Raw genomic sequence first — 22564 nt, 5'->3', positions numbered from 1 at the left:
ACTTCTACACATAACGAGAGAACGACATGCTCGATTCCAAACAGTTACGCACTGAACTTCAGGTAGTGGCGGACCGCCTGGCCACCCGTGGCTTCAGCCTGGATGTCGCGCGCATCGAATCGCTGGAAGAGCGCCGCAAATCGGTGCAGACCCGCACCGAGCAACTGCAGGCCGAGCGTAACGCCCGTTCCAAATCGATCGGCCAGGCCAAGGCCAAGGGCGAGGACATCGCGCCACTGATGGCCGACGTCGAACGCATGGCCAACGAACTGGCCGAAGGCAAGACCGAACTGGACGGCATCCAGGCGGAACTGGACGCGATCCTGCTGACCATCCCCAACCTGCCGGACGCCAGCGTGCCGGTCGGCGCCAGTGAAGAAGAGAATGTCGAAGTGCGCCGCTGGGGCACCCCGACCACCTTCGACTTCGAGATCAAGGACCACGTCGCCCTGGGCGAGATCAGCCGTGGCCTGGACTTCGAAGCCGCGGCCAAGCTGTCCGGTGCCCGTTTCGCCGTGCTGCGCGGCCCGATCGCGCGCCTGCATCGCGCCCTGGCGCAGTTCATGATCAACCTGCATACCGGCGAGCACGGCTACGAGGAGCACTACACCCCGTACCTGGTGCAGGCCCCGGCCCTGCAGGGCACCGGCCAGTTGCCGAAGTTCGAGGAAGACCTGTTCAAGATCAGCCGAGAAGGCGAGGCCGACTTCTACCTGATCCCGACCGCCGAAGTGTCGCTGACCAACCTGGTGGCCGGTGAAATCATCGACGCCAAGCAGCTGCCGATCAAGCTCGTCGCCCACACCCCGTGCTTCCGCAGCGAAGCCGGCGCCTCGGGTCGTGACACCCGCGGCATGATCCGCCAGCACCAGTTCGACAAGGTCGAGATGGTGCAGATCGTCGAGCCGTCGAAGTCGATGGAAGCCCTGGAAGGCTTGACCGCCAACGCCGAGCGCGTATTGCAATTGCTGGAACTGCCGTACCGCGTACTGGCCCTGTGCACCGGCGACATGGGCTTCGGCGCAGTGAAGACCTACGATCTGGAAGTGTGGGTCCCAAGCCAGGACAAATACCGCGAGATCAGCTCCTGCTCCAACTGCGGTGATTTCCAGGCCCGCCGCATGCAGGCCCGCTGGCGCAACCCGGAAACCGGCAAGCCAGAGCTGGTACACACCCTCAATGGTTCGGGCCTGGCCGTCGGCCGTACCCTGGTCGCGGTGCTGGAGAACTACCAGCAGGCCGACGGTTCCATCCGTGTGCCGGAAGTGCTCAAGCCCTACATGGGCGGTGTCGAGGTCATTCGCTGAATGGACTACCTGCCGCTGTTCCACAAGCTGCAGGGTGGCCGCGCGCTGGTCGTCGGCGGTGGCGAGATCGCCTTGCGCAAGGCGCGTCTGCTGGCTGATGCCGGCGCCGCGCTGCGGGTGGTGGCGCCGGAAGTCGACGGCCAGCTCGCCACGCTGGCCCGTGAGGGCGGTGGCGAAGTCCTGGTGCGTGGCTATCAGTCGTCGGATCTGGAGGGCTGTCGCCTGGTGATCGCGGCCACCGATGACCCTGGGCTCAACGCCCAGGTCTCGGCAGACGCACAGGCGCGCAGCCTGCCGGTCAACGTGGTGGATGCACCGGCCCTGTGCACGGTGATCTTCCCGGCCATCGTCGACCGTTCACCCCTGGTGGTGGCGGTGTCCAGCGGTGGCGACGCCCCGGTGCTGGCGCGGTTGATCCGCGCCAAGCTGGAAGCGTGGATTCCATCCGCCTATGGCGAACTGGCCGGGCTCGCCGCGCGTTTTCGCGACAAGGTCAAGGCCTTGTATCCGGACGTCAACCAGCGTCGTGGTTTCTGGGAGAACGTGTTCCAGGGGCCGATCGCTGAGCGCCAGTTGGCCGGGCAGGGCGCGGAAGCCGAGCGCCTGTTGCAGGCAATGGTCGACGGCGCGCCAGTGCAGCAAGGGGGCGAGGTCTACCTGGTCGGTGCCGGTCCAGGTGACCCGGACCTGCTGACCTTCCGCGCCTTGCGCCTGATGCAGCAGGCCGATGTGGTGCTCTATGACCGTCTGGTGGCACCGGCCATCATCGAGATGTGCCGGCGTGACGCCGAACGCATCTATGTCGGCAAGCGCCGTGCCGACCATGCGGTTCCCCAGGATCAGATCAACCGCCTGCTGGTGGACCTGGCACGCCAGGGCAAGCGCGTCCTGCGGCTCAAGGGCGGCGACCCGTTCATCTTCGGCCGGGGTGGCGAGGAGATCGAGGAACTGGCCGATGAAGGGATTCCGTTCCAGGTGGTGCCGGGGATCACGGCGGCCAGTGGCTGCTCCGCCTATGGTGGGATTCCGTTGACCCATCGGGATTATGCCCAGTCAGTGCGTTTCGTGACCGGGCACTTGAAAGATGGCACCAGCAACCTGCCCTGGCACGACCTGGTGGCGCCGGCCCAGACCCTGGTGTTCTACATGGGGCTGGTCGGGTTGCCGACCATCTGTGCCGAGCTGATCCGCCATGGCCGCGCGGCAAGTACGCCTGCGGCGTTGGTGCAGCAAGGCACCACGCGTAACCAGCGGGTGTTTACCGGTACCCTGGCAGACCTGCCCGAGCTGGTGGCCCGCCATGAAGTGCATGCGCCGACCCTGGTGATCGTCGGGGAAGTGGTGAAGTTGCGCGACAAGCTGGCGTGGTTCGAAGGGGTACAAAATAGCTGAAACAACTGGGGCTGCGTTGCAGCCCATCGCCGGCAAGCCGGCTCCTGCACCATCCCCGTAGGAGCCGGCTTGCCGGCGATGGGGCGCAAGGCGGCCCCAGGTGCTTCAGCCTTGCCAGATGCCTTTGCCAGGCAACCGCTGGCGATCATGCGGCAAGTTGAAATCCTGCAGCGGCCCCTTGGGCACGATCCCATTCGGGTTGATGGTCTTGTGGCTCATGTAATAGTGCTTCTGGATATGCTCCATGTTCACCGTCTTGGCCACGCCCGGCCACTGATACAGCTCGAGCAGCCAGTTGGACAGGTTCGGATAATCGCTCAGGCGGCGCAGGTTGCACTTGAAGTGACCGTGGTACACCGCGTCGAAACGCACCAGTGTCGTGAACAGGCGAACGTCGGCTTCGGTCAGGTACTCGCCGGCCAGGTAGCGCTGGCGGCCCAGTAACCCCTCCAGATGATCCAACTCGTTGAACACGTCATCGAAGGCCGCCTCGTAGGCGGGTTGCGAAGTGGCGAAGCCTGCGCGGTACACGCCGTTGTTCACTGCAGGATAAATACGTTCATTGAGCGCATCGATGGTGGCGCGCAGGGGCTCTGGGTACAGGTCCAGCGTATTGCCGGTGAGTTCGTTGAATGCCGTGTTGAAGATGCGAATGATCTCCGCCGACTCGTTGTTGACGATGCGCTTCTCCTGCTTGTCCCACAGCACCGGCACGGTCACGCGCCCGGTGTAGTGCGGGTCGTCCTGGGTATAGCGCTGGTGCAGGTACTGCAAGGCGTCCAGGTGGTCGCCCGTTGAGCCTTCCTGCTGGTCGAAGGTCCAGCCGTGCTCGCCCATCAGCCAACTGACCACCGAGACGTCGATCAACGGATCGAGGCCCTTGAGGGCGCGAAAGATCAGGGTGCGGTGGGCCCAGGGGCAGGCCAGCGACACGTACAGGTGATAGCGACCAGCCTCTGGAGCGGGCAGTGTATTGCGGCGCTGTGCGTTTTCGCGCTGGAAGGCGCCGTCCTTGCTGCTCTGGTACCACTGGTCATGCCAGTGGCCGTCGATCAAAAGGCCCATGCTGGAGCTCCTCGAACAAAGTTGTCTGTCGTTGGAACTCAGTCTAGATAAAAACGTTCGAATAAATAGCGCAAATACTGCACTAATCAGATCTGATTATTCGATGCTTTTCCGGGTTGCCCAGTAGGTTTGTGCGGTGCTGAAGGCCTGCTCGCGGTTTTGTCCAAGCCCGCGCAGGGCCAGGGCCATGGTGGCGATGACGGCCAGTTCGCCGTAGCTGTCGTCGGCCTCACCGCGCCACACGGCCAGCAGGTGCTCAGGTTGCAGGCTGGCGGGTTTGACATGGCGCTGGGCGCTCAAGGCTGGCCATTCCTCATCCCACGCCTCGCCGGCGGACGTGCCGTAGAGATGGCTGATCACGTCCGGATTGATCTCGATCTCGCCACCATCGCCCTTGATCACCAGCGCATGGTCACCGAGCAGGCGGCTGGCTTCGCGATGCACGGCCTGGTAGCCGGGGTGGAAGATGCTTTGCAGCCCGCAGCGCGCGCCAAGGGGGTTGAGCACGCGGGCCAACGAGTGGATCGGCGAGCGCAGGCCGAGGGTGTTGCGCAGGTCGATCATGCGCTGCAGTTGTGGGGCCCAGTCCAGCAGTGGAGCAAAGGCCAGTCGACGAGCGTTCAGCGTCTGTTCGACCGATGCCCAGTCGCGGCACAGGGGGATGTCCAGCAGCCCAAGCAGTTGCTCGGTGTAAAGCCGCCCTGCGGTGTGTGCGCCACCGCCGTGCATCAGGATGCGCAGGCCGTTGCCCGCCAGGCATTTGGCAGCCAGCAGGTACCAGGGCAGGTGGCGTTTCTTGCCGGCGTAGCTCGGCCAGTCGAGGTCGACGGCAATCCGTGGTGCTTGCAAGTGCACACGCAGGGCCTCGGTGAAACCGGCCAACTCCTCGGCGCTTTCCTCCTTGTGCCGCAGCAGCATCAGGAAGGCGCCGAGCTGGGTGTCCTCCACCTTGCCTTCAAGCAGCAAGGTCATGGCGGCACGGGCCTCTTCGCGGGTCAACCCGCGGGCGCCACGTTTGCCTTTGCCGAGAATACGCACGAATTCGGCGAAGGGATGTTCGGCCGGGGTTTCCAGGGTCAATGCAAGCGGTTCGGTCATATGCAGTTGGTCGGCTTGGGCAGGCCCGCCAGCTTGGCGGCGAGTTTGGCGGGAGTGCCGTTGAACAGGCGGTTGAGGTGCGGGCTGTTGCCCTTTTCCACGCCCAGCTTGAGTGCGGTGTACTTGATCAGCGGACGGGTGGCTGGGGACAGCTGGTACTCGTCGTAGAACTGGCGCAGCAGTTCGAGGACCTCCCAATGATCCGTGGTCAAGGTGATGTCTTCGCGGCCTGCGAGGCACTCGGCGACCTCATGGGACCAGTCTTGCAGGTCGACCAGGAAACCATCCTTGTCCAGGGCGATCGAACGATCACCGACAGTCAGTGTGCTCATAGCCAGCTGTTGACCTTGTCGTAGTGCAGGGTGAGCTCGACGAAGGCGGGGTAGTCCACGGCCTTGGCCGTTTGGTTGTCGAGGGCGCGGGCCTGCAGGTCCTCGGTGAGCGCGAACAGGCGGTCGCCGAGATGGGCGGCTTGCAGGGCTGCGAAGGGCTCGCCGCCGGGCTTGAGTGCATAAGTGGCATCGCCACACAGCAGCAGTGCGTCTTGCGGGCCCAGCAGGCGCAGGCAACTGGCCAGGCGCTCGTCACCGAACGGCGAATGAGCGATTACATGCAGGGTCGTCATCAGAGCGTCACCACCTGGTCGAAACGGGCAATCAGCGCAGCCAGCGCGGCATCGTCGAGCACCTCGACCGGCAGGCTCAGCGAGTCATCATCCAGCCCGCGACGGGCCAGGCTATGGCCGCAGGCGAACAATTCCTCGACACCGAACATCGGCAGGGCCTGAAGGTTGGCGGCAAGGTTCTTCTGCTGCAAGGCATCGGGTTGCTGGCCGGCAGCGAGCTGGAACACGCCGTCATCGAGGAACAGCATGCCCAAGGGCAGATCGAAGGCCCCGCCAGCCAGGGCGATGTCGAGTGCCTCGCGAGCGGACGGGCCGTTCCAGGGCGCCTGGCGGCTGATGATCAATAGCGCCTTGGCCATCTCAATCCCCTCCGAAACAGACCAGGCGATCGGCCAGTTGCGCCGCCTCGTGCAGCTGGCCCAGGCCTGACAGTTCCCAGGGCATGGGCAGATTTACGGCCGGACGCTGGTAACGGTTGGCCTCCGAGTCGTCCAGCACGCCACGGCGCAGGGCGGCGGCAATACACACCACGGCGTCGAGCCGGTGTTCGCTGACGAACGCACGCCACTGAGCCGCCACATCCAGCTCATCCTGCGGTGTGACGATGTTGGCCGAAGCGCTGTGCACGCCGTCCTGGTAGAAGAACAGCCGGGCAATTTCATGCCCGCCGGCCAGCGCCGTCTCGGCGAAGCGCAGGGCGCGGCGCGAGGAGGGCGCATGGGCTGGGGAAAAAACCGCGATGGCGAATTTCATGGAAAGCTCGTACAGAGGAATGTGGCCATGATAAAGCAAAAAGCCCGCGCTGGTGGGCGCGGGCTTTTCGGTTCAGCAGGGCATGGCTCAGGCCGCTTCCTTGCTCTCCGGCAGGAACCAGTTGAGCACCAGGGCGCAGATGCCGCCGGTGGCGACACCCGACTCCAGTACATGGCGCAGTGCCGACGGCATGTGCGACAGGAACTCCGGCACCTGCGCCACGCCCAGGCCCAGGGCCAGCGAGACGGCGATGATCAGCAGGGCGCGGCGGTCGAGGCGGGTGCTGGCGAGGATGTTGATACCCGAGGCGGCCACCGCGCCGAACATCACCATGGCCGCGCCACCGAGCACGGGCTCCGGCACGGCCTGGATCACGCCGGCAACGCTAGGGAACAGGCCCAGCAGGATCAGCATGGCCGCGATCCAGATACCGATATGGCGGCTGGCGATGCCGGTCAGCTGAATCACGCCGTTGTTCTGGGCGAAGATCGAGCTGGGGAAGGTGTTGAACAGACCCGCCAACAACGAGTTGGCGCCGTTGACCAGCACGCCGCCCTTGATCCGCTGCATCCACACCGGGCCTTCGACCGGCTGGCGCGAGACCTTGCTGGTGGCGGTGACGTCACCAATGGCTTCCAGCGAGGTGACCAGGTAGATCACCAGCATCGGGATGAACAGCGCCCAGGAGAAGCCCAGGCCGAAGTGCAGCGGCGTGGGTACCTGGAACAGCGCGGCCTGGTGCATGCCGGTGAAGTCCAGGCGGCCCAGGTAACCGGCCAGGGCATAGCCGACGGCCAGTGCGATGACGATGGCGCAGCTGCGCATCCACACCACCGGGATACGGTTGAGGATGACGATGATCGCCAGCACCACGCCCGACAACAGCAGGTTCTCGCCGTTGGCAAAGGTGCCGTCGGCCATGGCGCCGAAGCCGCCGCCCATGCTGATCAGGCCGACCTTGATCAGGGTCAGGCCGATCATCAGCACGACGATGCCGGTCACCAGTGGGGTGATCAGGCGTTTGACGAAGGGCAGGATGCGCGAGACGCCCATCTCCACGAACGAACCGGCGATGACCACGCCGAAGATCGCCGCCATCACGCTTTCCACCGGCGTCCCTTGCTTGACCATCAGCGCGCCACCGGCAATCAGCGGCCCGACGAAGTTGAAGCTGGTGCCCTGGACGATCAGCAGCCCGGCACCGAATGGCCCGAAGCGCTTGCACTGGACAAAGGTGGCGATCCCCGAGATCACCAGCGACATCGACACGATCAGGTTGGTGTCGCGGGCGGATACGCCCAGCGCCTGGCAGATCAGCAAACCGGGTGTGACGATCGGTACGATGATCGCCAGCAAGTGCTGCAGGGCGGCCAGCAGGCCGATCATCAGGCGTGGCTTGTCTTCGAGGCCTAGAACCAGTTCATTGGCTGGCGCCGTGGCGCCTGGGCCTTGCTCGAGTGAACTCATGGAAATTGCTGCCCTGGATGAAAAAAGGAGCGCATTCTACGGGGTGAAATCGCAGAGGGGTAGTGGCAAGCACGATGGCCGCATAATCGCGGAGGAATCAGCGAATAAGCTGACTTTTAGGTCAATTGCTTTGTTGGCAAATTCCAGTTTCGATCAGGCACGAAAAAGCCCGCCGAGGCGGGCTTTTCGAGGTGATGCGAACGGTTGGATCAGTCGTCGCGACCCATGATGCCGAACAGCTGCAGCAGGCTGACGAACAGGTTGTAGATCGATACATACAGGCTGATGGTCGCCATGATGTAGTTGCGCTCGCCGCCGTGGATAATGGCGCTGGTCTGGAACAGGATGCAGACCGACGAGAACAGCACGAAGCCAGCGCTGATCGCCAGTTGCAGGCCGCTGATCTGGAAGAAGAAGCTGGCCACCACTGCGCCCAGCAGGACGAAGAAGCCGGCGGTGATGAAGCCGCTGAGGAAACTCATGTCCTTGCGGGTGATCAGCACGTAGGCGGACAGGCCGCCGAACACCAGGGCGGTCATGGCGAACGCAGAGCTGACCACTTCGGCGCCACCGGCCATGCCCAGGTAGCGGTTGAGGATCGGGCCGAGGATGAAGCCCATGAAACCGGTGAGGGCGAAGGTGGATACCAGGCCCCAGGCCGAGTCACGCAGCTTGTTGGTGAGGAAGAACAGGCCGTAGAAGCCGATCAGCACCACGAAGATGTTCGGGTAGCCGACACGCATCTGCTGGGCGACGAAGGCCATGATGCCGCTGAAGGCGAGGGTGAGCGCCAGCAGGCTGTACGTGTTGCGCAGGACCTTGCTGACTTCCTGCTGCTCGGCCTGCTGGCCGTGTTGGATGGCGTAATCCTGTTCGCGCATGGCGCACTCCTTTGGTGTTTAAACCGGTGGGTCGGGACCCATGGTATTGGAACGTATGGGCTGAAGCATACCAGAGCTGCCACAACCCGCGACACAGAGAGTTTGACAGCGTGTTTCATTAAGGTATTATTGCCGCCGCAAAACCAGCTGGAAGCGTGGCCGAGTGGTTTAAGGCAACGGTCTTGAAAACCGTCGATGGGCAACTATCCTAGAGTTCGAATCTCTACGCTTCCGCCACATTCAAAGCCCTGATTATTCAGGGCTTTTTGCGTTTTCGGGGTGCAGAAAAACCACCCGTGGGAACACCCTTGGGAATGGCGCCAGATACTTTGAATTAGGACGCGTCCTAATACTTTGCTCATTTGGTCGGCTTGGCGAGCGCCCCGACGCGTCGATAAACCCTCTCGGTTATGTCTCCCTTCGTGTGGCCAAGCAGCAGGCTGGCATGGTCGACATCGGCGATTTCCGAGGCCGCCTTTGGGCGAATGTCGCGGAATTGAAACTGACTGATTCGGCTGGCCAGCACCTGGTCCCCTGCGGCGGTCGCTTCCTTCACGGCCTCCTCCCGAGCATCATCCCAACGGTGCCGTAGCATCGCCGCAGTAACTCGTTTCCCCGCATCGGTAAGTATCAAGTAAGGTGATCCGTGCGCCGCGTTGCGTTTCAAGATCTCTTCGATGAGGACGCCCAGGCCGCTGGCCAATCCGTCCACCTCCAGCAGGATCCGCAGTTTCTTGTGGGTCTTCTTTTGCTTCACGCCGAGGGCCTTGTCCTCGATGTCGTCCTTCCTCATCACCAGCACGTCCGCAGGACGCTGGCCCGTCAAGTACGCCAAATCCATGGCGACCTTCAGCTCTTCAACCGCTTTCCCGTACACCGCCCGCCAGACCGCGTCATTGGCGTAGAAGTCGCGGGGCGTCTCCTTGTTTTTACGCACGCCCTGGCAAGGGTTCTCCTTCGTGGTGAAACCCCACTCGCGGGCCAGGTTGTACACGTGGGACAAAAGAGCGATTTCCCGGTTTGCCCTCACAGGCGCTGACCTGGCATCCCGGTACTGTGCGACCAGTGCCGGCGTTATTGCGTCAATTGGCGCCTCGTCGAAGAAGGGGCGAAGCTGACGAAGTTCCGCTAGGTTGTCTTTCTGTGTCCGTTCAGCCTTCTTGGGGATTACGTCGCGTTGGTACCTATCGAAGATCGCTTTCATCAGCAGCAGATCACGCGGCTTGTCTTTCGCTTCCAGCTCAGCCCACTTTAATCGTGCGATGTTCAGGTCGGCGCCTAGGGCAATCTCCTTTCCCGACCTATCTAGGTAGTAGTAGCTGACCCAAACCTTGCCGCTTTTGCGCTTGCGCTTTCGTTCGTACAGTCGGGGTGGGAGGTGGCGGTTCTCAGTCTTGCGCGGGCGCATGTCATCTCACTTTCGAAAAGTCTGGTGTCCAAGCGGCGGCGGCTGGTGGGGGGAGGGGAGCTAGGGGCGCTACCTCAAGGGTTACGCCCAACTTCATGCGGGCATACTGGCGACCCACCAGAGGGCGGCCGCCGCGGCTCTCGACGAAGTGCCAGCAGCGATCATTGAGCCAGCGGCGCTGCCAACCTCTGGCCTTGTAGCCGGTCAGGTCGGCCAGCTCTTCGTCCGAAAGGATCTCGGTTTCCATGGGATGGTCTCCACGCCGCCGGTGGCGGCAGGTTTGTTATTCGTCGTCTTCTTCGGTTCGGCCTGTCACTTCCATAGCGAAAGCCCGCCACTTCGCCTGCTCGGCCTCGCTCATTCCGTTCCATGACCCCGCGCAGTCCTGCTCTACCAGTTCGCCTGCCTTGAGTTTCAGGGTTCCGCAGTTGCTGCCGATGTCCTCGTCAGCGAACACGACTGTGATTTCTTCCGTTGGATGCAGGGCGGAGAGTGCTTTGAAAATGGGGATGGGCGCGTTCCAGGCTGTATCGAACGACAGGCAGAGGCCTTCAAGGTCAACCTTCTGGCCGTACGCATTCCATTTGGTGCCCCAGGCTTGACGGCCGAAGTCCATGTCATGCAGGTAGCCGCACTTACGGTGGTTGCGCAGCATCTGCACGAACTGCTCGAAGCTTTCATCGCTGAGCTTCGTCACAGACGAAGTCTCGCGGCTGTGCCGCTGCATTGTGGAAAGCATTGGGTGGCTGCTAAGTGGCAGATTGATTGCGGCCTCTGCAGCGGTTTCTGCAGCACCGCAAATCATGTCCCAAGAGAAATCGCCCTCAAATTTGATGAGTACTCTGAAGTCGATGTGACCTTCTTCGTTGATCATCGAGGCGAGCACGTGAGCTGGCGCGCTTACTTTGTTGGTGATGTGGTTTGGCATTGCAATAGCTCTCCATGCCCGCGCGAGGCGGGCTTGAGTAGTTGGGGGGGGATTAGGCTTCGGTGATGGGCGCGGGGATGGCCTGGGCCTTCCACTCTTGGTCGATCTTCCAGGCTATGCAGGGCGGTTCGGTCTTGCTCTTATAGCCGGCCAGCCAGTAGTAGCCGCTGTGCTTGGATGTTCCGCAGGCGCTGCAGGTGTGCCAGCTACCGAAGCCCCGAGCAGAGAATGGCTGGTACTGGTGGCTATTCACCGCGGCGCCCTATAGATCAGGTAGGCCATGTAGGCGAGGGCGATCATTGGTTCTTCTCCTGTGCGCGTCGGGCAGCCCTTTCCATGATGGCGATCGACACACGCCGCCGCTCCTGGACTTCCGGGCTGTCGGGGTCGTAGTTGGGGCCGAGCCACGTTTTCGGGTCTGTGGCCATGGCCCGCTTGATACGATCGAACTGCTCATCGCGCTGCCATAGGCTGCTCCATACCAGGATTTGCTTCTTGCCCTTCTCCTCGCCCTCGGCCAGCTTCCAGATGGCCTGGCGGTCGAACGTCATGAGCCCGTCCATGGCGCAGACAGCCAAGCGGAGTTCGTCATAGTCGGGCCGCTCGCCAGACTTGGCGGCCTCGATGATTTCGCCGAGTGTCTTCATGGCATCAGCTCCTTCGGTGGATGAACAGGGCACGGCCAGCGGAGTGAGCCGTTGCCTGATGGACATGTGCACAACGCTTCCGTAGGCACATCAAAGAACCCCAAGCGCCCCTTCATCGGCACGAACGGCAACGGTCGCGGATCACGCAGGACGAACCCTTTCTCTCCCATGTACCAGGGCGATTCGCTGCGTTCGACGCTGTCGACAAGTTCAACTGAGCCGATGATTCCGCCACGTTTCAGGCTGGACAGCTCCATAGGGATCGGCAGGTTGCGCAGCATGCAGAACCTGTTGGCTTCGCGCAGCTCGCGCCGGGTCATGCCTTGGGCGGCGTGCACCAAGAACCGCCCACGGAACTTGGTGTGCCAGCTCCGGTTTTCGATGTCCTTGCCGCCGTAGATGATCTGCCAGGCCCATGGCTGGCGAATTGAAAGCACCTTCACAGCGAATACCTCTCTTCGATCCATTGCGCCTGGGCGCCGGCCGGGGTTGGCCCGCTGTCCTGTTGTTCGTGCGGGGAGAGCTGGCGCTCGTTGCCTGTGCTGAGCTGGCTGTCGGGGATGCAGAAGATCGCTTGTTGGCTGCCATAGCTTCCGTACAGCACCCAGCAGGTCGCGCCGCGCTTCTGGTCGTGCACGACCTTGATGTCATCGGTGAGTTGCTCAGCGCTGGCGCCGGTGGCCAGCAGCAGGATGCAGAGGGCTAGGCGGGTCACAGGAGCACCCCGCCTGCCTTGGCGAGGCGCACGTCTTCTTCGGTAATGACGTGCTCGGCCGTGCTCTCGATCGTGAAAAAGTTGGGTTGGCAGAACTCTCGAGCCCAGGCCTTCAGTGGTTCCAAAGCCTGCCCGAGAGCTGCTTTCGCCTCGTCGTCGAGGTCAGGGTAGTTGTCTGCCCATTCGCCCGCGTCGCTGCCGGCCGCCGCTTCGAACATGTGATTCATGAGATCGTCAGAATCAGGCAGAAACACTGCAGGATCGGCCTTGCACTCGACTCCGCGGAACACGGTGTCTCCCACCTGAAGATCATTGCCCAGGCCTGGGCCGAAGTTGGTTCCATCAACCACGTTTCCGTAGTTGTCGCGCAGCAGGGCGGCCAAGCTCGGGTAGTCCCAAGAGCCGTCGTCGCCATTTAGCGACCAGGCCTCATTAGATTTGCGGCGTGCCCAGCTGACGCACGGACCGTCCTCCGTGTCGAAGATCCCGAGCAAGAACCACTCTGCCCCGGGGCATTCCGGCTCCCACCCGAGGCAATGGCATTCACCGTCATCGTAGGGGTGATGGTCGATGATGTCCGCTTCCATGTGCCATTGCTTCAGCTCGAGGCCCTGTTGCACCAGCCAAGCGCTGAAGGCCGCGTGGTCCTCGTCGAATTCCGGCAGATCGGGGTGATCCCACCAGCCATCTGCGTCGCGCTCGACGACCACACGTTGGATTAGCTTGATTTCTTCAGGCATGACGATTCCTTGGCCACCATATCGCGGCAGTGAATAGAGGGGAGAGGGGTTACAGCGGGGTGGAGTACAAATGTGCTCCTGTCAGGATTTGCGCTCTTGTTTGGCGATGGCTTTAAGACAGGCCTTGCAAGTCACCTCGGACTTGAACCTGGCCGACTCCCACTCTTCGCCGTCGCGCTGGCCACGGCCAACACCGCATGTTGAGAAGTGTTCGTCGTCGTTGCCGTCGTGGTCGTAGTCGATGTGGGCCGCCCAATGGATTTTCATGGCTTGCTCTCCCGGGCGATGCGTTCGCACCTGATGCACCTGCCGCATGCCGTGCCCAGCGCCTCGTCACCCCTGCACACGACCGCCAGCACGGGGGGCGACTTGATCGCCTCACGCTTCCAAGCCGGCCAGGTCGACACTTTCTCGGCGCAGCGGTCGCAGTAGTCGCGGAAGATCTGCTTTGCGCTCGGCTCTATGCTGGATTGGTTTTCTGTGGGCATGGGGATACCTCTGCGCTACATTCGCGCGAAACAGATGGAGTTCTCGGAATGGACGATTTATTGCCGCTGTTGACCTTTGTCGTCGCGCTGGGGGCGTTAGCCGTTGGGATATCAGTTCTCACCAATATCCGTAAGATGTCGAACCGTATCGATGCAATTGAAGTTGATCGCGCCTGGTTCAACAATCACCGTGAAGAGCAATTGCAAAGCTTGCAAGGTGAGGTGTCTGAACTGCGGAGTCAGGTTTCCGACTTGATCAGCTATCAACTTGGAGAAGGGCGATTCAAGCGAGACCCGGAAGACCCACGCTGATGTCAAGCGGCCTTCAGCAGCGCCTCGATTACGCGCTGGCCCGCAAGGGGCGGGACCGCATTGCCGGCCATGTGCATGGTCAGCCGGTGGTTGTCCGGCCGCAGGGTGTCTGCCGGGAACGACATCGCGGCCAAAGCCTCTTCGGCGCTGAGCATCCGCATGCGGTCACCGTCGACCAGTGCCCAGCGGTCCAGGGTTGTGATGGTGCCGATCGGCCGGTTGATGTCTCGGCCGGTAGTGCCGGAGCCTTTGCCGTAGTAGGGCATGATGAACCGATCGCCGAAGCGCTGGCGCCCGTTGCGAACGCGGTCGAGCGTGGCTTGGGCCCGACCAGGCTTCTCGATCGGCGACCAGCGCCCGGCGTCGAAGTCGAGGAAGCTGCTCGCCGGCACATGCGAGCACTGCTGGAGCTGAAGCTGGATCGGCGCCTTGCTCTTGGTGCAGATCAGGAACAGACGCACTCGATGCTGCGGCACGCCGAGGTCGGCGCAGTCCACGATGTGCGGCGCGACTTGGTAGCCTAGGCGCTGCATCGCATCCACCCAGCTGGGGTAGAGCACCCAGTTCACGAACTCGGGCACGTTCTCGATCACCCAAGCGTCCTGCTGGAGCACCTCGGCCGCTGAAGGCACAGCCCAGGCCGTGGATCTCGACGCATCATGCTCTGGGTTTCCGTTTTTCTTGCCGCGGGCCTTTGCGTGGCCTTGGCAGCATGGGGAGGCAATGCCGATATCGGTGCGCGGAACTGCTGCCCAGTTGGCTTGGTGCAGGTCCTGGCATACGTGGTCGGTATCTTGGTGATTGGCCGCATGCCACTTCACTGCCTCAGGCCAGTGGTTTGCCGCCCAGAGAACTTGGACACCTGCGGCGCGCGCGCCGGTGCTCCATCCGCCGAGGCCGGCGAACAGGTCGATTGCTGTTGTCATTGTGATTTCCGTGTCAGGCGCGAGCGATGATGTCGGCTTCGGCAAGCTCGCAGAAGAACGAGCAGGCCGGAAGTTTTTCGTTGCGGCGAATCGGACCGTTGCCGAGTTCGCGAAGGGAGAAACGAACATTGGTGGTGCGGTTGCGGAATAGGTAGGAGCCTTCGCCCAGATCATCCTGAATGGCGCATAGCGCCTCGAATTGATCGGGAAAATCTTGACGGATAGCCCGGAAATAGCCTTCGCCACCCTTCACGCAACCGATGCAGTTGGCGTTGTCGTAGCCCATGCGGTACATCAGCGGAAGCTCGATGCCAGCGCGCAACAGGATGGCCTTGCAGTCGTCCTTGCCTAGGCCGCGATCGATCAGCGGGGCGATCACTGGGCGGTCTGGATTGCGCTCCCGAAAGTCATCCAGGCGGTCGGACTCTTCGGCGGTGTAGCCGAACACCATTACGTCACCCGGCTGCTTCCACGTGTCGAGGAGGCGCCTCTTGAGGATCTTGGTGCACGGTGCGCCGGAACGGCCTTTCATGTAGCGCTCGCGCCGGAACACCTCATGGGCATCGGCGCTGTACTTCTCGTCCCGCAGGACGGTGATCGGCTGGCCGAACCAGGCTTCGCAGTCCTGGGCGAACCGGCGGTTGTCTTCGTGCTCGTTGGCGATGAAGGCGTTCACGATCTGGACGTCATGGGTGTCGCTGTATTCAGCCAAGGCCAGCTTGGTGGCCACCGCCGAAGCGGCACCGCAACTGAACTGGCAGACGATTCGATTGTGCATGGTGGCTCCTCGCCGCTATATTAGGAAAATTGATTTAGGCAGGGCGCCAACGCATGAGTTTCAGAACAGTCTTGGCTTTGCTTTTTACTTTTATCTATATGTGCGGCTTTTTGTTTATCGCGATTTATCGACAAGATGAGTTAGCCAGCCTTTCCCTAAATGAGCTGGGTGACTTTCTGGCTGGTGCTTTTGGGCCGTTAGCGCTTGCCTGGTTGGTATTTGGATACTTTCAGCAAGGCGAGGAGCTTAGACAAGGCACTGAGGCGCTTCTATTGCAGGCTCAGGAGCTTAAAGAGTCGGTTCGTCAGCAAACTGAAATGGCAGAGGCAACAAAGCTGTCATTGAGGAACAACGAAAAGGCATTGGAACCAATATTGCAGCTGGTCTTTAAGTCCTCGCACCCTGTAATGACTAGGCAAGGTTTTGTCGATAGAGATGAATTCGTTCTAAGTAACTTAGGAGCATGCTGTGAGAACCTTGTTATCCGTGTGAGTCTGAATGGAGATGAGGTTTCAGTAGTGGGGTGTCCTGGACTTGCCAGCGCGGAGACGTTCGGTTTTGAAATCGATGATACGTTTATTGATAATATCTACTATGACTTTGATATCTCCTATCTTAAGTTAAATGGTACTTCTGGGTGGCAACAGTTTGAGGTTTGTAGGGACTGCATTGCGGGGGATTCAAGTCTGGTAGCTGAGAAGAAATATTTGTGATTTATGTTTTCACTGCATGCGTCGCTCCCCGTGCTGGTGGCGGCATGGTGGTAAATTGGACGATTAGGTTTTGCGTGAGGCTCACAAGGAGTAGTTATGGATATGTTTGATGTTCAGGTCCCAAAAGGCCGATTCAGAGTGATCAGCGACACCGGCAGGGAGATTGGGACAATCGAGAACCAGCGACACGTCAAGCATCGGGGGAAAGTGATCTATGACATTTGCGGTGAGCAAATAACCGACGAAACCCACAACGGTGATTTGGTCGGGGTGTTTCACGGCATAGAGGGGCGAACGCTTCGAGGCACGCTGATGTTCACTCTGAAGCCTTTTTGATTTGTGTCGCCGATTACCTGATTCAGCACTTGGAGCTTGGCCTCCTTCTTGCTTGGATGCGGCATGGTGGCATTTTGGGGTGGGATGGGGTATTACGGGTGACCGGCATGAGGCCGGGCACAAGGAGTGAAAATGGCAACTGATCGCGAAATCGCGTTGGAGCAGGCTCTCGTTGCGGTGCTTGGGGCTGCGCAGGATCTTGATTTAGACCTGGTAAACATCAGCCAAAAGGCCAAGACCCTGATACTCGACAACTCGAAGTATCGGCAGGCAGAGCATCCTCATGTTTCAAACGCGTGGAACGAAGTTGAGGGCGCAGTTGTGAAGGTCAGAAAACTGGCGTAGGTCTCTGTGCCTAATCGCTAGGATCACGCCTCAGTTCCGCCAAGCTGGCTTCTTCGAACTGTCGCGCTAGTTTCGGCGAGATGTAAAAAGCTGGCGCGTCAGGCCGCTCAAGTCGGCGCGCCCGCTCTACAGGATCCTGCGCGATCCACGACAGGGCCAGGTCCTGCCAGAGCTCCTGCACTTGGTCGTAGCCGTGACGCTCGACCTCGGCAGCCAACGCAGACTTGATCCCGGCAGGCATGTTGAAGAACACCTTCTCGATGCCCAGCTTCGCGGCCTTCGTCTTCTCGCGCTCGCGGTAGTCCGCTGAGTGCTTGGCGGCTCCTTTCTTCTGCTCCGTCATGGCCGATACATCCTGGTCTGAATACACTGGCCTCCGTGCTGGTGGCGGCATGGTGGCAATTTGGATTGTGGTGGAGTATTTGGTATCCCACCTACAACTTGTTCGTGGACGCAAGGGTATAAAATTTATGAGTTGGTTTAGTTTGAAATTAGATGTTGACCAAAACGGTAGATATCTCGGAGATGCCATTAGTGCTGCCGAGTCGATTTTGTCCGAACCTACTTATCAGTCGCTCTCAGGTGTCGGCTGGCGGATAGTGCCTGTGTCGGTAGTTTTGTTGGCTTTGGCTTTGGCTTTGGCTTTGGTGTCGTCATGGCTGATCAAAAGGATGGGCTTTAAAGCTAGTAGTTTCCTGAAGGTGGCCTTGGTTTTATCGGCGGTTCTTGCTGGTTACTTGATGTTTTTCTGTTTTTTGGTTTGGAATGTGCCATTTGTAGATGTTCCTGACTCCCTACGGAAAGGGGAGTTTGGGGATAGCTTTGGAACTCTAAATGCTCTTTTTTCAGGCTTGGCTTTTTCAGGCGTGTTGATAACGCTACTGATTCAACGGAAAGATTTGCTTGAAGCACGAGAGCAGAGCGCTAGGCAGCAGATTGAGTCACAGTTCTATAATATGCTTTCTTTGCAGCAGCAAATTGTGCAGGCTTTTGACTTGCATGGGCGTGGCGACAAAGGCCGAGTTGCGGTTGGTCGAGATTGCTTCAGGATATGGGTTAACAAAATTAAAAAAGAATACTCAGGTTGGGGTAAGCAATTTGATTTTGCTGATTCTCAAGAAAGGGCTGTGAAGGCTTATGGGTCTATCATGGTGGAAAACAAAGGGGACTTAGGTCTTTATTATAGGAGTCTCTATTCTATTTTTAGGTTTGTTGAGAGCTCTGATTATTCTGATAAAAAAGGTTTTCCGCTAGTTGTTCGCTCTCTGCTTTCGGACTATGAATTGGTTATGCTGTATTATAATTGTTTAACTGGTGATGGTGAGAAATTCAAGAGATTTGCCGTTGCGCATGCGCTGTTCGATAACTTAGACGTTACCCTTCTTGCTGCGGAAGAGCACGTTGTCTTTATGGAGAAGGCGGCCTATGGAGACAATTCAACTGCGCTGCAGTTGGCTGCTAAGATAGAACAGGGAAGACCACCTACCCCGGTTCCTGCTGAATCATCAGCATGCTGATCCGGTGAAAGGGGCCGCCTGGTTCAGGCCCGCTCTGCGAGGAGGATCAGGCCGGTATCGTCCGGGTCGTCGCCAAGCAGCAGGTCTGGCGTGCGAAGCTCCCGACTGATTCGGAACCGATCTAGCTTTCGCGCCACAGAAGGGCTCAATTCAATCTTGTGGCGCGGAGGTTTTAGCAGCTTGACTGCTTCGTCGCGGGCCAGCTCATGAAGCCGATGAATCATCAGTGTCATCGCCTCGCCCTGCTCCTCAATCCCGGCCCACTCCATCAGTTCCAGCAGGGCCTGTTTAGTCCCTGGTCGAACCTTCAAGCGCAGGTCTTCTTCCTGCAGGCGCTCGGCCTTGGCTCGTCGCTTCTCGTCCCGAGCCTGCTGTGACATCGCCATACGGCACCTCCTTCAATCCGCTGGGCGGCAAGTTGAACTGGTCGCGGCGCTTATGCAGCCGCAGCGATCGTCGAATTCGTCGGCTCATGGCGCACCTCAGAACGGGATGTCGTCGTCGAAGCTGTCGAATTCGGCGGCTGGCTGCGGGGCCGGCTGCTGCGGGCGTTGTGCCTGCTGACGCGGCGCCTGGTTGTACTGCTGCTGTCCGCCCTGGTTGTACGGGTCGCCGCTCTGCTGCTGGTTCTGTGGGCGGCCACCGAGCAGCTGCATGGTTCCGTTGATGTCGACGTGCACCTCGGTGACGTAGCGCTTGATCCCGTCCTTCTCCCACTCGCGGGTTTTCAGTTTGCCCTCGATGTAAACCTGGGAGCCCTTGCGCAGGTACTCCCCGGCTATCTCGGCTACCTTCCCGAACAGGGTGACGCGGTGCCATTCGGTCTTTTCGACCTTCTGCCCGGTCTGCCTGTCGTTCCACGACTCACTGGTGGCAAGGCTGAGGTTGGTGATCGCGGTGCCATTGGGGGCATATCGGACTTCTGGGTCCTGGCCGCAGGTGCCGACCAGGATGACTTTGTTGATACCACGAGCCATGCGGCCTCCTTACTTGATTCGGATTGAGCTTTCGCCGCGTTCAAGGTGTGCCCAACCTGGCTCTGGGATGAGTTCGTGTTCGCAGTCTTCACCGGCGGTCATGCGCTTGCGGACGGAATCGTTGTGCTCTCGATCTGCCTTGAGCTTGGCGGCGATGGCGTTCTTGTCCGGCGTGATCTTGGTGGCGACCGAGGTCAGTTCGTCGGGAACTGCCTCCTCGTTGTCGACGATCACCTTTTCCTTGCCGACCACCAGGCTGATGGTGAACAGCGGGCGCTTGATAGATTTGATGTTCGCCGCGTCCATGTTTTTGCGTAGGTACTCAGTGATCGCCGTCACGCTATTGGCCTTGATGCGCTTGAGCTCGTTGAGGCGGTCGATCTCGGCGTCAATTGCGCCTATGTCGCCCTCGATGTTCCGGCGAAGCATGACGATGTTGTCGGCCTTAACCTCGAACTCACCTTGGATGCCCGCCATGGTGTCCTGGATGGCCTGCTTGAGGCCTTCGTCGTCGGTGTCGCACATGGCGGCCAGTTCGGCCATCTGGCCGGTGAGTGCGTAGAGCTGGGTCATGCTGCAGTCTCCTGTGGTTTGCCGGCTTCGATATTTCGCAGTTCGAGCGAGATGCGGGCGGCGCCTTTCTCGTCCTTGCGTACCATGAGCTTGCGCACTGCGTGGTCGTGGATCTTTTTGCGCTCATGCGGGGTGACCGCGCGCTTCATGGTCTCGATGGTGTCCCGGATGAAGTCCAGGCGCTCTTGCTTCTGGCGCTCGACCTCGGCCTGGCGGTCCTCCGCCTGCTCAATTGCCTCCTCGGCGCGAAGGTGCTCGACGTAGTTCTGGTCATCGAACATGCCCAAGAACACGTCGGCGCTGAAGCCGAGCATGGAGAGGGCCTTCTTGATGGCGTCGGTCAGGGACTTCTTCGGCGCTTCGCCATCGGTAGTCATGCCGTACTTGGTCTTGTACTGGTACCGGGTGCATCCGTACTGCTCGACCTCGCCGCGCCGGTCGTCCTGCATGAACCACAGCTGGATCTTCACGGTGTGGCCGATCTCGCGGCCCAAGCAGATGCGCTTGTCACCTTCACCGGCGAACACCTCATGGCCGTCGTCGAAGCGTTCCTCCAGCACTTTCCAGCCCCAGCCGATGCCCACCGGGCCGAACATCTCGGTGGCCTTCATGACCATCGCGGTGCCGTTCAGGCTGGTGATCTTCTGGCCGCCGACCTCGGCGTTCTTGGTGAAGCGGGTATCGGTCGTCTGCACCTGCTCCCAGATGCGCATGTTGGTAGTGGACATTGGTGAACACCTCGCGCCAGGCCGGCGCCGTCAATTGAAAAAGGGAAATGCCAGGTCACGCCCGTGGGTGTCTACTGGACGCCCTGGCTGCCGGTGATGGTTGCGCGCTCTTGCCGGCTTACGCTCCACTCAGGGTACGGCTATCCGCGAGGCGGCCCGCCGTGCTCGGGTGTGTATTCAGGAAGTGATGCTGCCGGCCAATGCGCTTGCGAGCATCCAGGCAGTGCAGAAGAAGAGGGCGATGAAGGAGCCGCGCCAGGTGGTGAAGCGGCGGCCGCGTTGATGGTTGGTCATGGGTCGTGCCTGCCTGTGCCATTGCATTTGTTGCAGCTGCTCGTCGAGCCGTGGTAGGGGCCTGAGAAGTGAAGGGTTCCTGAGCCATTACACGCCTTGCAGGCTACCTTGTTGCGCTCGCGTTCCAGCTGTTTGCGAAGATCGCCCAGCTCGCTATCGCGCGGGTCTCCTACAGGCGTGTGGAAGGTCATGCCGATGTTCTCGGTCCAGCCAGCAACATCATCGGCGATCGCTCGGATCTGCTCGGGTGTTGCAGCTACACCGTGCTCTTCGAAGGCTTCCGCCAAGCCTTCGGTGTAGTAGTCGGTGCGCGAGTAGCTCATGCTCGCACCTCATACCCGACCGTCCACTCGCCGCAGATGCAGGCCCGGCACTTCCAAGCCTGCGGATTCTCGATACTGGCCAGCTCTGCTTCGTGCACCGCAGCTTCGAAGGTCGGCCCCTTGAACAGCATCAGCACCCGGTCGGCCGGCATGGCCTGTGCCTCGGGTAACTCTGCGACCTGCTCGTCGATGAGCGTTTGAACGATTGGCGTGGTCATACAACCTCCTTGCGCCCATCAACGATTTTGTTGAGGCGCCCGCAGTAGTGGTTGAACTCTTCGATAGTGAGGCGCTGGTCGGCCAGCATTTCGGTGAGCTGCGTCTGGACCGTTGCGCTCCAGCTGATGGACGTTGCCGGATGCGCCAGGGCGTCCAGCTGCCGGTCGATCAGGACGTGCGGGCTCAAAACCCGCACTCCTGAACTTCCTGATCGCGCTGCTGCTCAGCTGCAACAGCCTTGGCAGCCACCGGCCTGACCAGGTCGGCGGCGATCTCCTTGAGCACCTTGGTGCCGCCGAGAAGGTAGGTGCACAGCTCCATGATGAAGCCCGCGCTGCCGGTGCCCATGCCAGCCATGACCAACTGGCCAAAGGCGTCACGAGTGTCCAGGCCGTCGATCTGACGGTTGTTCAGGTGATCCTGCACAGCCTGGGCGAAGTCGGCCTGGGTAATCTCGCCGCGTTCGCCGCGGTAGCCCCAGCTAATCCGATAGCCCAGCACCAACTGAGCAGCGTGCTTTTCGACCCACTCCAGCTGGTCGGCATCATCGTCGATCACCGCCGCCGGCATCCGGTTGTCGTACTCAAACTGTGCGGCTCTAAGTGCACCCATGGCGACCTCTTGTTTGGTTGAGCAACCGCATTAGGCAGATGCCAGCACAGGTGACCAAACCCGAGCCGTGAAGCTCGCTGGCACCTGTCCAATGCGGTCGAAGTGAAGGGAAGGGGCAGGCGCCCGGCGCTACCCGGGATGCGTCAAGTCTGGCCAGCTGTTGCCCTCGGACTCGCCTGCGATGGTGTTGATGGCCGGTGCCAATACCGGCATCGGCCCCGTTCATTCCTCGGGGCCTCGCTGGATGGAAGCTCGCTGCATGGCGGCAGAATTCATCAACACCGCAGAGCGCCCTGACTGTCCCCCTACACTTGAATGTGGGGCAGGACGCTCTGCGCTGATGATGGTGTGGATTAGGTTCTGTATGAAAACCTTTGAAACCTCGCCGAAACCTCTG

At 60.6% G+C, this 22564-nt stretch carries 36 protein-coding genes and 1 tRNA gene; 8 read left to right on the top strand and 29 right to left on the bottom strand.

The annotated features are described in order from the left end of the window. Nucleotides 1-26 precede the first annotated feature (26 nt). Entirely contained in the window at nucleotides 27-1307 is a 1281-nt protein-coding gene (serS, locus tag P5705_RS18100; protein WP_213660648.1) for a serine--tRNA ligase, read from the top strand. Continuing rightward, nucleotides 1308-2699, top strand: coding sequence for a siroheme synthase CysG (gene cysG / locus P5705_RS18095; RefSeq protein ID WP_277462241.1), 1392 nt, complete (start codon nucleotides 1308-1310; stop codon nucleotides 2697-2699). 105 nt (nucleotides 2700-2804) lie between these two features. Here cysG and P5705_RS18090 read toward each other — a convergent pair whose 3' ends face one another. The 8 genes from P5705_RS18090 to P5705_RS18055 all read right to left on the bottom strand — a co-directional run bounded on the left by P5705_RS18090 (nucleotide 2805) and on the right by P5705_RS18055 (nucleotide 8588). After that, a complete protein-coding gene (locus tag P5705_RS18090; RefSeq protein ID WP_277462240.1) occupies nucleotides 2805-3764 on the bottom strand; it encodes a glutathione S-transferase family protein in 960 nt (319 codons plus the stop codon). A gap of 96 nt (nucleotides 3765-3860) precedes the next feature. Continuing rightward, entirely contained in the window at nucleotides 3861-4844 is a 984-nt protein-coding gene (locus tag P5705_RS18085) for a glycosyl transferase family protein (RefSeq protein WP_277462274.1), read from the bottom strand. Nucleotides 4845-4858: 14 nt separating this feature from the next. Beyond that, a complete protein-coding gene (locus P5705_RS18080; protein ID WP_277462239.1) occupies nucleotides 4859-5194 on the bottom strand; it encodes a TusE/DsrC/DsvC family sulfur relay protein in 336 nt (111 codons plus the stop codon). Further along, entirely contained in the window at nucleotides 5191-5487 is a 297-nt protein-coding gene (gene tusB / locus P5705_RS18075; protein WP_277462238.1) for a sulfurtransferase complex subunit TusB, read from the bottom strand. The genes P5705_RS18080 and tusB overlap by 4 nt, the downstream gene beginning before the upstream one ends. After that, a complete protein-coding gene (gene tusC, locus P5705_RS18070) occupies nucleotides 5487-5846 on the bottom strand; it encodes a sulfurtransferase complex subunit TusC (protein ID WP_277462237.1) in 360 nt (119 codons plus the stop codon). The genes tusB and tusC overlap by 1 nt, the downstream gene beginning before the upstream one ends. A 1-nt stretch (nucleotide 5847) precedes the next feature. Further along, entirely contained in the window at nucleotides 5848-6240 is a 393-nt protein-coding gene (tusD, locus tag P5705_RS18065) for a sulfurtransferase complex subunit TusD (protein ID WP_277462236.1), read from the bottom strand. Nucleotides 6241-6327: 87 nt separating this feature from the next. Next, nucleotides 6328-7707, bottom strand: a complete 1380-nt coding sequence (locus P5705_RS18060; RefSeq protein ID WP_240063393.1) for a nucleobase:cation symporter-2 family protein — start codon at nucleotides 7705-7707, stop codon at nucleotides 6328-6330. Nucleotides 7708-7916: 209 nt separating this feature from the next. Further along, nucleotides 7917-8588: a Bax inhibitor-1/YccA family protein gene (locus P5705_RS18055; protein WP_248919704.1), complete on the bottom strand. Its 672-nt coding sequence runs from the start codon at nucleotides 8586-8588 to the stop codon at nucleotides 7917-7919. A 149-nt stretch (nucleotides 8589-8737) separates the two neighbouring features. Here P5705_RS18055 and P5705_RS18050 point away from each other — a divergent pair. Next, a tRNA-Ser gene (locus P5705_RS18050) sits at nucleotides 8738-8825 on the top strand. Between the two features lie 121 nt (nucleotides 8826-8946). Here P5705_RS18050 and P5705_RS18045 read toward each other — a convergent pair. The 10 genes from P5705_RS18045 to P5705_RS18000 all read right to left on the bottom strand — a co-directional run bounded on the left by P5705_RS18045 (nucleotide 8947) and on the right by P5705_RS18000 (nucleotide 13514). Further along, nucleotides 8947-9996 (bottom strand): tyrosine-type recombinase/integrase, encoded by a 1050-nt coding sequence (locus tag P5705_RS18045; RefSeq protein ID WP_277462235.1) that lies wholly within the window; start codon nucleotides 9994-9996, stop codon nucleotides 8947-8949. 1 nt (nucleotide 9997) lies between these two features. After that, nucleotides 9998-10243 (bottom strand): DUF4224 domain-containing protein, encoded by a 246-nt coding sequence (locus P5705_RS18040; RefSeq protein ID WP_277462234.1) that lies wholly within the window; start codon nucleotides 10241-10243, stop codon nucleotides 9998-10000. 36 nt (nucleotides 10244-10279) lie between these two features. Next, the gene (locus tag P5705_RS18035) at nucleotides 10280-10924 is read right to left on the bottom strand and encodes a hypothetical protein (protein WP_277462233.1); all 645 of its coding nucleotides are present in this window, start codon (nucleotides 10922-10924) and stop codon (nucleotides 10280-10282) included. Nucleotides 10925-10976: 52 nt separating this feature from the next. Continuing rightward, nucleotides 10977-11177 carry a hypothetical protein gene (locus P5705_RS18030; protein ID WP_277462232.1) on the bottom strand — a complete coding sequence of 67 codons (201 nt, stop codon included), beginning with the start codon at nucleotides 11175-11177 and terminating at the stop codon, nucleotides 10977-10979. A gap of 43 nt (nucleotides 11178-11220) precedes the next feature. Beyond that, nucleotides 11221-11571 (bottom strand): hypothetical protein, encoded by a 351-nt coding sequence (locus P5705_RS18025; RefSeq protein WP_277462231.1) that lies wholly within the window; start codon nucleotides 11569-11571, stop codon nucleotides 11221-11223. Next, nucleotides 11568-12014, bottom strand: coding sequence for an ASCH domain-containing protein (locus P5705_RS18020; RefSeq protein WP_277462230.1), 447 nt, complete (start codon nucleotides 12012-12014; stop codon nucleotides 11568-11570). Before P5705_RS18020 ends, P5705_RS18025 begins: the two co-directional genes overlap by 4 nt. Further along, entirely contained in the window at nucleotides 12011-12286 is a 276-nt protein-coding gene (locus P5705_RS18015) for a hypothetical protein (protein ID WP_277462229.1), read from the bottom strand. Before P5705_RS18015 ends, P5705_RS18020 begins: the two co-directional genes overlap by 4 nt. Continuing rightward, nucleotides 12283-13026 (bottom strand): hypothetical protein, encoded by a 744-nt coding sequence (locus tag P5705_RS18010; protein ID WP_277462228.1) that lies wholly within the window; start codon nucleotides 13024-13026, stop codon nucleotides 12283-12285. Before P5705_RS18010 ends, P5705_RS18015 begins: the two co-directional genes overlap by 4 nt. Before the next feature lie 81 nt (nucleotides 13027-13107). Continuing rightward, nucleotides 13108-13293: a hypothetical protein gene (locus P5705_RS18005; RefSeq protein ID WP_277462227.1), complete on the bottom strand. Its 186-nt coding sequence runs from the start codon at nucleotides 13291-13293 to the stop codon at nucleotides 13108-13110. Then, nucleotides 13290-13514, bottom strand: coding sequence for a hypothetical protein (locus tag P5705_RS18000; protein WP_277462226.1), 225 nt, complete (start codon nucleotides 13512-13514; stop codon nucleotides 13290-13292). Before P5705_RS18000 ends, P5705_RS18005 begins: the two co-directional genes overlap by 4 nt. A gap of 48 nt (nucleotides 13515-13562) precedes the next feature. Here P5705_RS18000 and P5705_RS17995 point away from each other — a divergent pair, with 48 nt between their 5' ends. Beyond that, nucleotides 13563-13826: a hypothetical protein gene (locus P5705_RS17995; RefSeq protein WP_277462225.1), complete on the top strand. Its 264-nt coding sequence runs from the start codon at nucleotides 13563-13565 to the stop codon at nucleotides 13824-13826. Between the two features lie 2 nt (nucleotides 13827-13828). Here P5705_RS17995 and P5705_RS17990 read toward each other — a convergent pair whose 3' ends face one another. Both P5705_RS17990 and P5705_RS17985 read right to left on the bottom strand, forming a co-directional pair. Then, nucleotides 13829-14752, bottom strand: coding sequence for a DNA cytosine methyltransferase (locus tag P5705_RS17990; RefSeq protein WP_277462224.1), 924 nt, complete (start codon nucleotides 14750-14752; stop codon nucleotides 13829-13831). Between the two features lie 13 nt (nucleotides 14753-14765). Further along, nucleotides 14766-15530, bottom strand: a complete 765-nt coding sequence (locus tag P5705_RS17985; RefSeq protein WP_277462223.1) for a hypothetical protein — start codon at nucleotides 15528-15530, stop codon at nucleotides 14766-14768. Between the two features lie 53 nt (nucleotides 15531-15583). Between P5705_RS17985 and P5705_RS17980 the strand changes: the two genes are divergently transcribed. The 3 genes from P5705_RS17980 (at nucleotide 15584) to P5705_RS17970 (ending at nucleotide 16924) form a co-directional block, all read left to right on the top strand. After that, nucleotides 15584-16243, top strand: a complete 660-nt coding sequence (locus P5705_RS17980) for a hypothetical protein (protein ID WP_277462222.1) — start codon at nucleotides 15584-15586, stop codon at nucleotides 16241-16243. 96 nt (nucleotides 16244-16339) lie between these two features. Further along, on the top strand, nucleotides 16340-16579 hold the full coding sequence (locus P5705_RS17975; protein ID WP_277462221.1) for a hypothetical protein: 240 nt from the start codon (nucleotides 16340-16342) through the stop codon (nucleotides 16577-16579). Between the two features lie 132 nt (nucleotides 16580-16711). Further along, nucleotides 16712-16924 (top strand): hypothetical protein, encoded by a 213-nt coding sequence (locus tag P5705_RS17970; RefSeq protein ID WP_277462220.1) that lies wholly within the window; start codon nucleotides 16712-16714, stop codon nucleotides 16922-16924. 10 nt (nucleotides 16925-16934) lie between these two features. Here the strand turns inward: P5705_RS17970 and P5705_RS17965 are convergent, their stop codons facing one another. Then, nucleotides 16935-17267, bottom strand: coding sequence for a hypothetical protein (locus tag P5705_RS17965; RefSeq protein WP_277462219.1), 333 nt, complete (start codon nucleotides 17265-17267; stop codon nucleotides 16935-16937). On the opposite strand from P5705_RS17965, the gene P5705_RS17960 reads away from it, so the two are divergent. Further along, on the top strand, nucleotides 17266-18441 hold the full coding sequence (locus tag P5705_RS17960) for a putative phage abortive infection protein (protein ID WP_277462218.1): 1176 nt from the start codon (nucleotides 17266-17268) through the stop codon (nucleotides 18439-18441). The genes P5705_RS17965 and P5705_RS17960 overlap by 2 nt on opposite strands. Before the next feature lie 23 nt (nucleotides 18442-18464). Here the strand turns inward: P5705_RS17960 and P5705_RS17955 are convergent, their stop codons facing one another. From P5705_RS17955 to P5705_RS17920, 8 genes are all read right to left on the bottom strand, one after another. Continuing rightward, nucleotides 18465-18827, bottom strand: a complete 363-nt coding sequence (locus P5705_RS17955; RefSeq protein ID WP_277462217.1) for a hypothetical protein — start codon at nucleotides 18825-18827, stop codon at nucleotides 18465-18467. Between the two features lie 96 nt (nucleotides 18828-18923). Then, nucleotides 18924-19418, bottom strand: a complete 495-nt coding sequence (locus P5705_RS17950) for a single-stranded DNA-binding protein (RefSeq protein WP_277462216.1) — start codon at nucleotides 19416-19418, stop codon at nucleotides 18924-18926. A gap of 9 nt (nucleotides 19419-19427) precedes the next feature. Beyond that, nucleotides 19428-19991, bottom strand: coding sequence for a siphovirus Gp157 family protein (locus P5705_RS17945; protein ID WP_277462215.1), 564 nt, complete (start codon nucleotides 19989-19991; stop codon nucleotides 19428-19430). Next, nucleotides 19988-20719, bottom strand: coding sequence for a hypothetical protein (locus P5705_RS17940; RefSeq protein WP_277462214.1), 732 nt, complete (start codon nucleotides 20717-20719; stop codon nucleotides 19988-19990). Before P5705_RS17940 ends, P5705_RS17945 begins: the two co-directional genes overlap by 4 nt. Before the next feature lie 290 nt (nucleotides 20720-21009). Further along, nucleotides 21010-21336 (bottom strand): hypothetical protein, encoded by a 327-nt coding sequence (locus P5705_RS17935; RefSeq protein WP_277462213.1) that lies wholly within the window; start codon nucleotides 21334-21336, stop codon nucleotides 21010-21012. After that, nucleotides 21333-21554 carry a hypothetical protein gene (locus tag P5705_RS17930; RefSeq protein ID WP_277462212.1) on the bottom strand — a complete coding sequence of 74 codons (222 nt, stop codon included), beginning with the start codon at nucleotides 21552-21554 and terminating at the stop codon, nucleotides 21333-21335. The genes P5705_RS17935 and P5705_RS17930 overlap by 4 nt, the downstream gene beginning before the upstream one ends. Continuing rightward, nucleotides 21551-21742 (bottom strand): hypothetical protein, encoded by a 192-nt coding sequence (locus P5705_RS17925; RefSeq protein ID WP_277462211.1) that lies wholly within the window; start codon nucleotides 21740-21742, stop codon nucleotides 21551-21553. The genes P5705_RS17930 and P5705_RS17925 overlap by 4 nt, the downstream gene beginning before the upstream one ends. Then, nucleotides 21739-22167 carry a hypothetical protein gene (locus P5705_RS17920; protein WP_277462210.1) on the bottom strand — a complete coding sequence of 143 codons (429 nt, stop codon included), beginning with the start codon at nucleotides 22165-22167 and terminating at the stop codon, nucleotides 21739-21741. The genes P5705_RS17925 and P5705_RS17920 overlap by 4 nt, the downstream gene beginning before the upstream one ends. Between the last annotated feature and the right edge of the window lie 397 nt (nucleotides 22168-22564).

The organism is Pseudomonas entomophila, assembly GCF_029478665.1.
GTDB classification, from domain to species: domain Bacteria; phylum Pseudomonadota; class Gammaproteobacteria; order Pseudomonadales; family Pseudomonadaceae; genus Aquipseudomonas; species Aquipseudomonas entomophila_F.
Note: the sequence above shows the minus strand (reverse complement) of the source record. Positions and strands in the feature narration are given on the sequence as shown.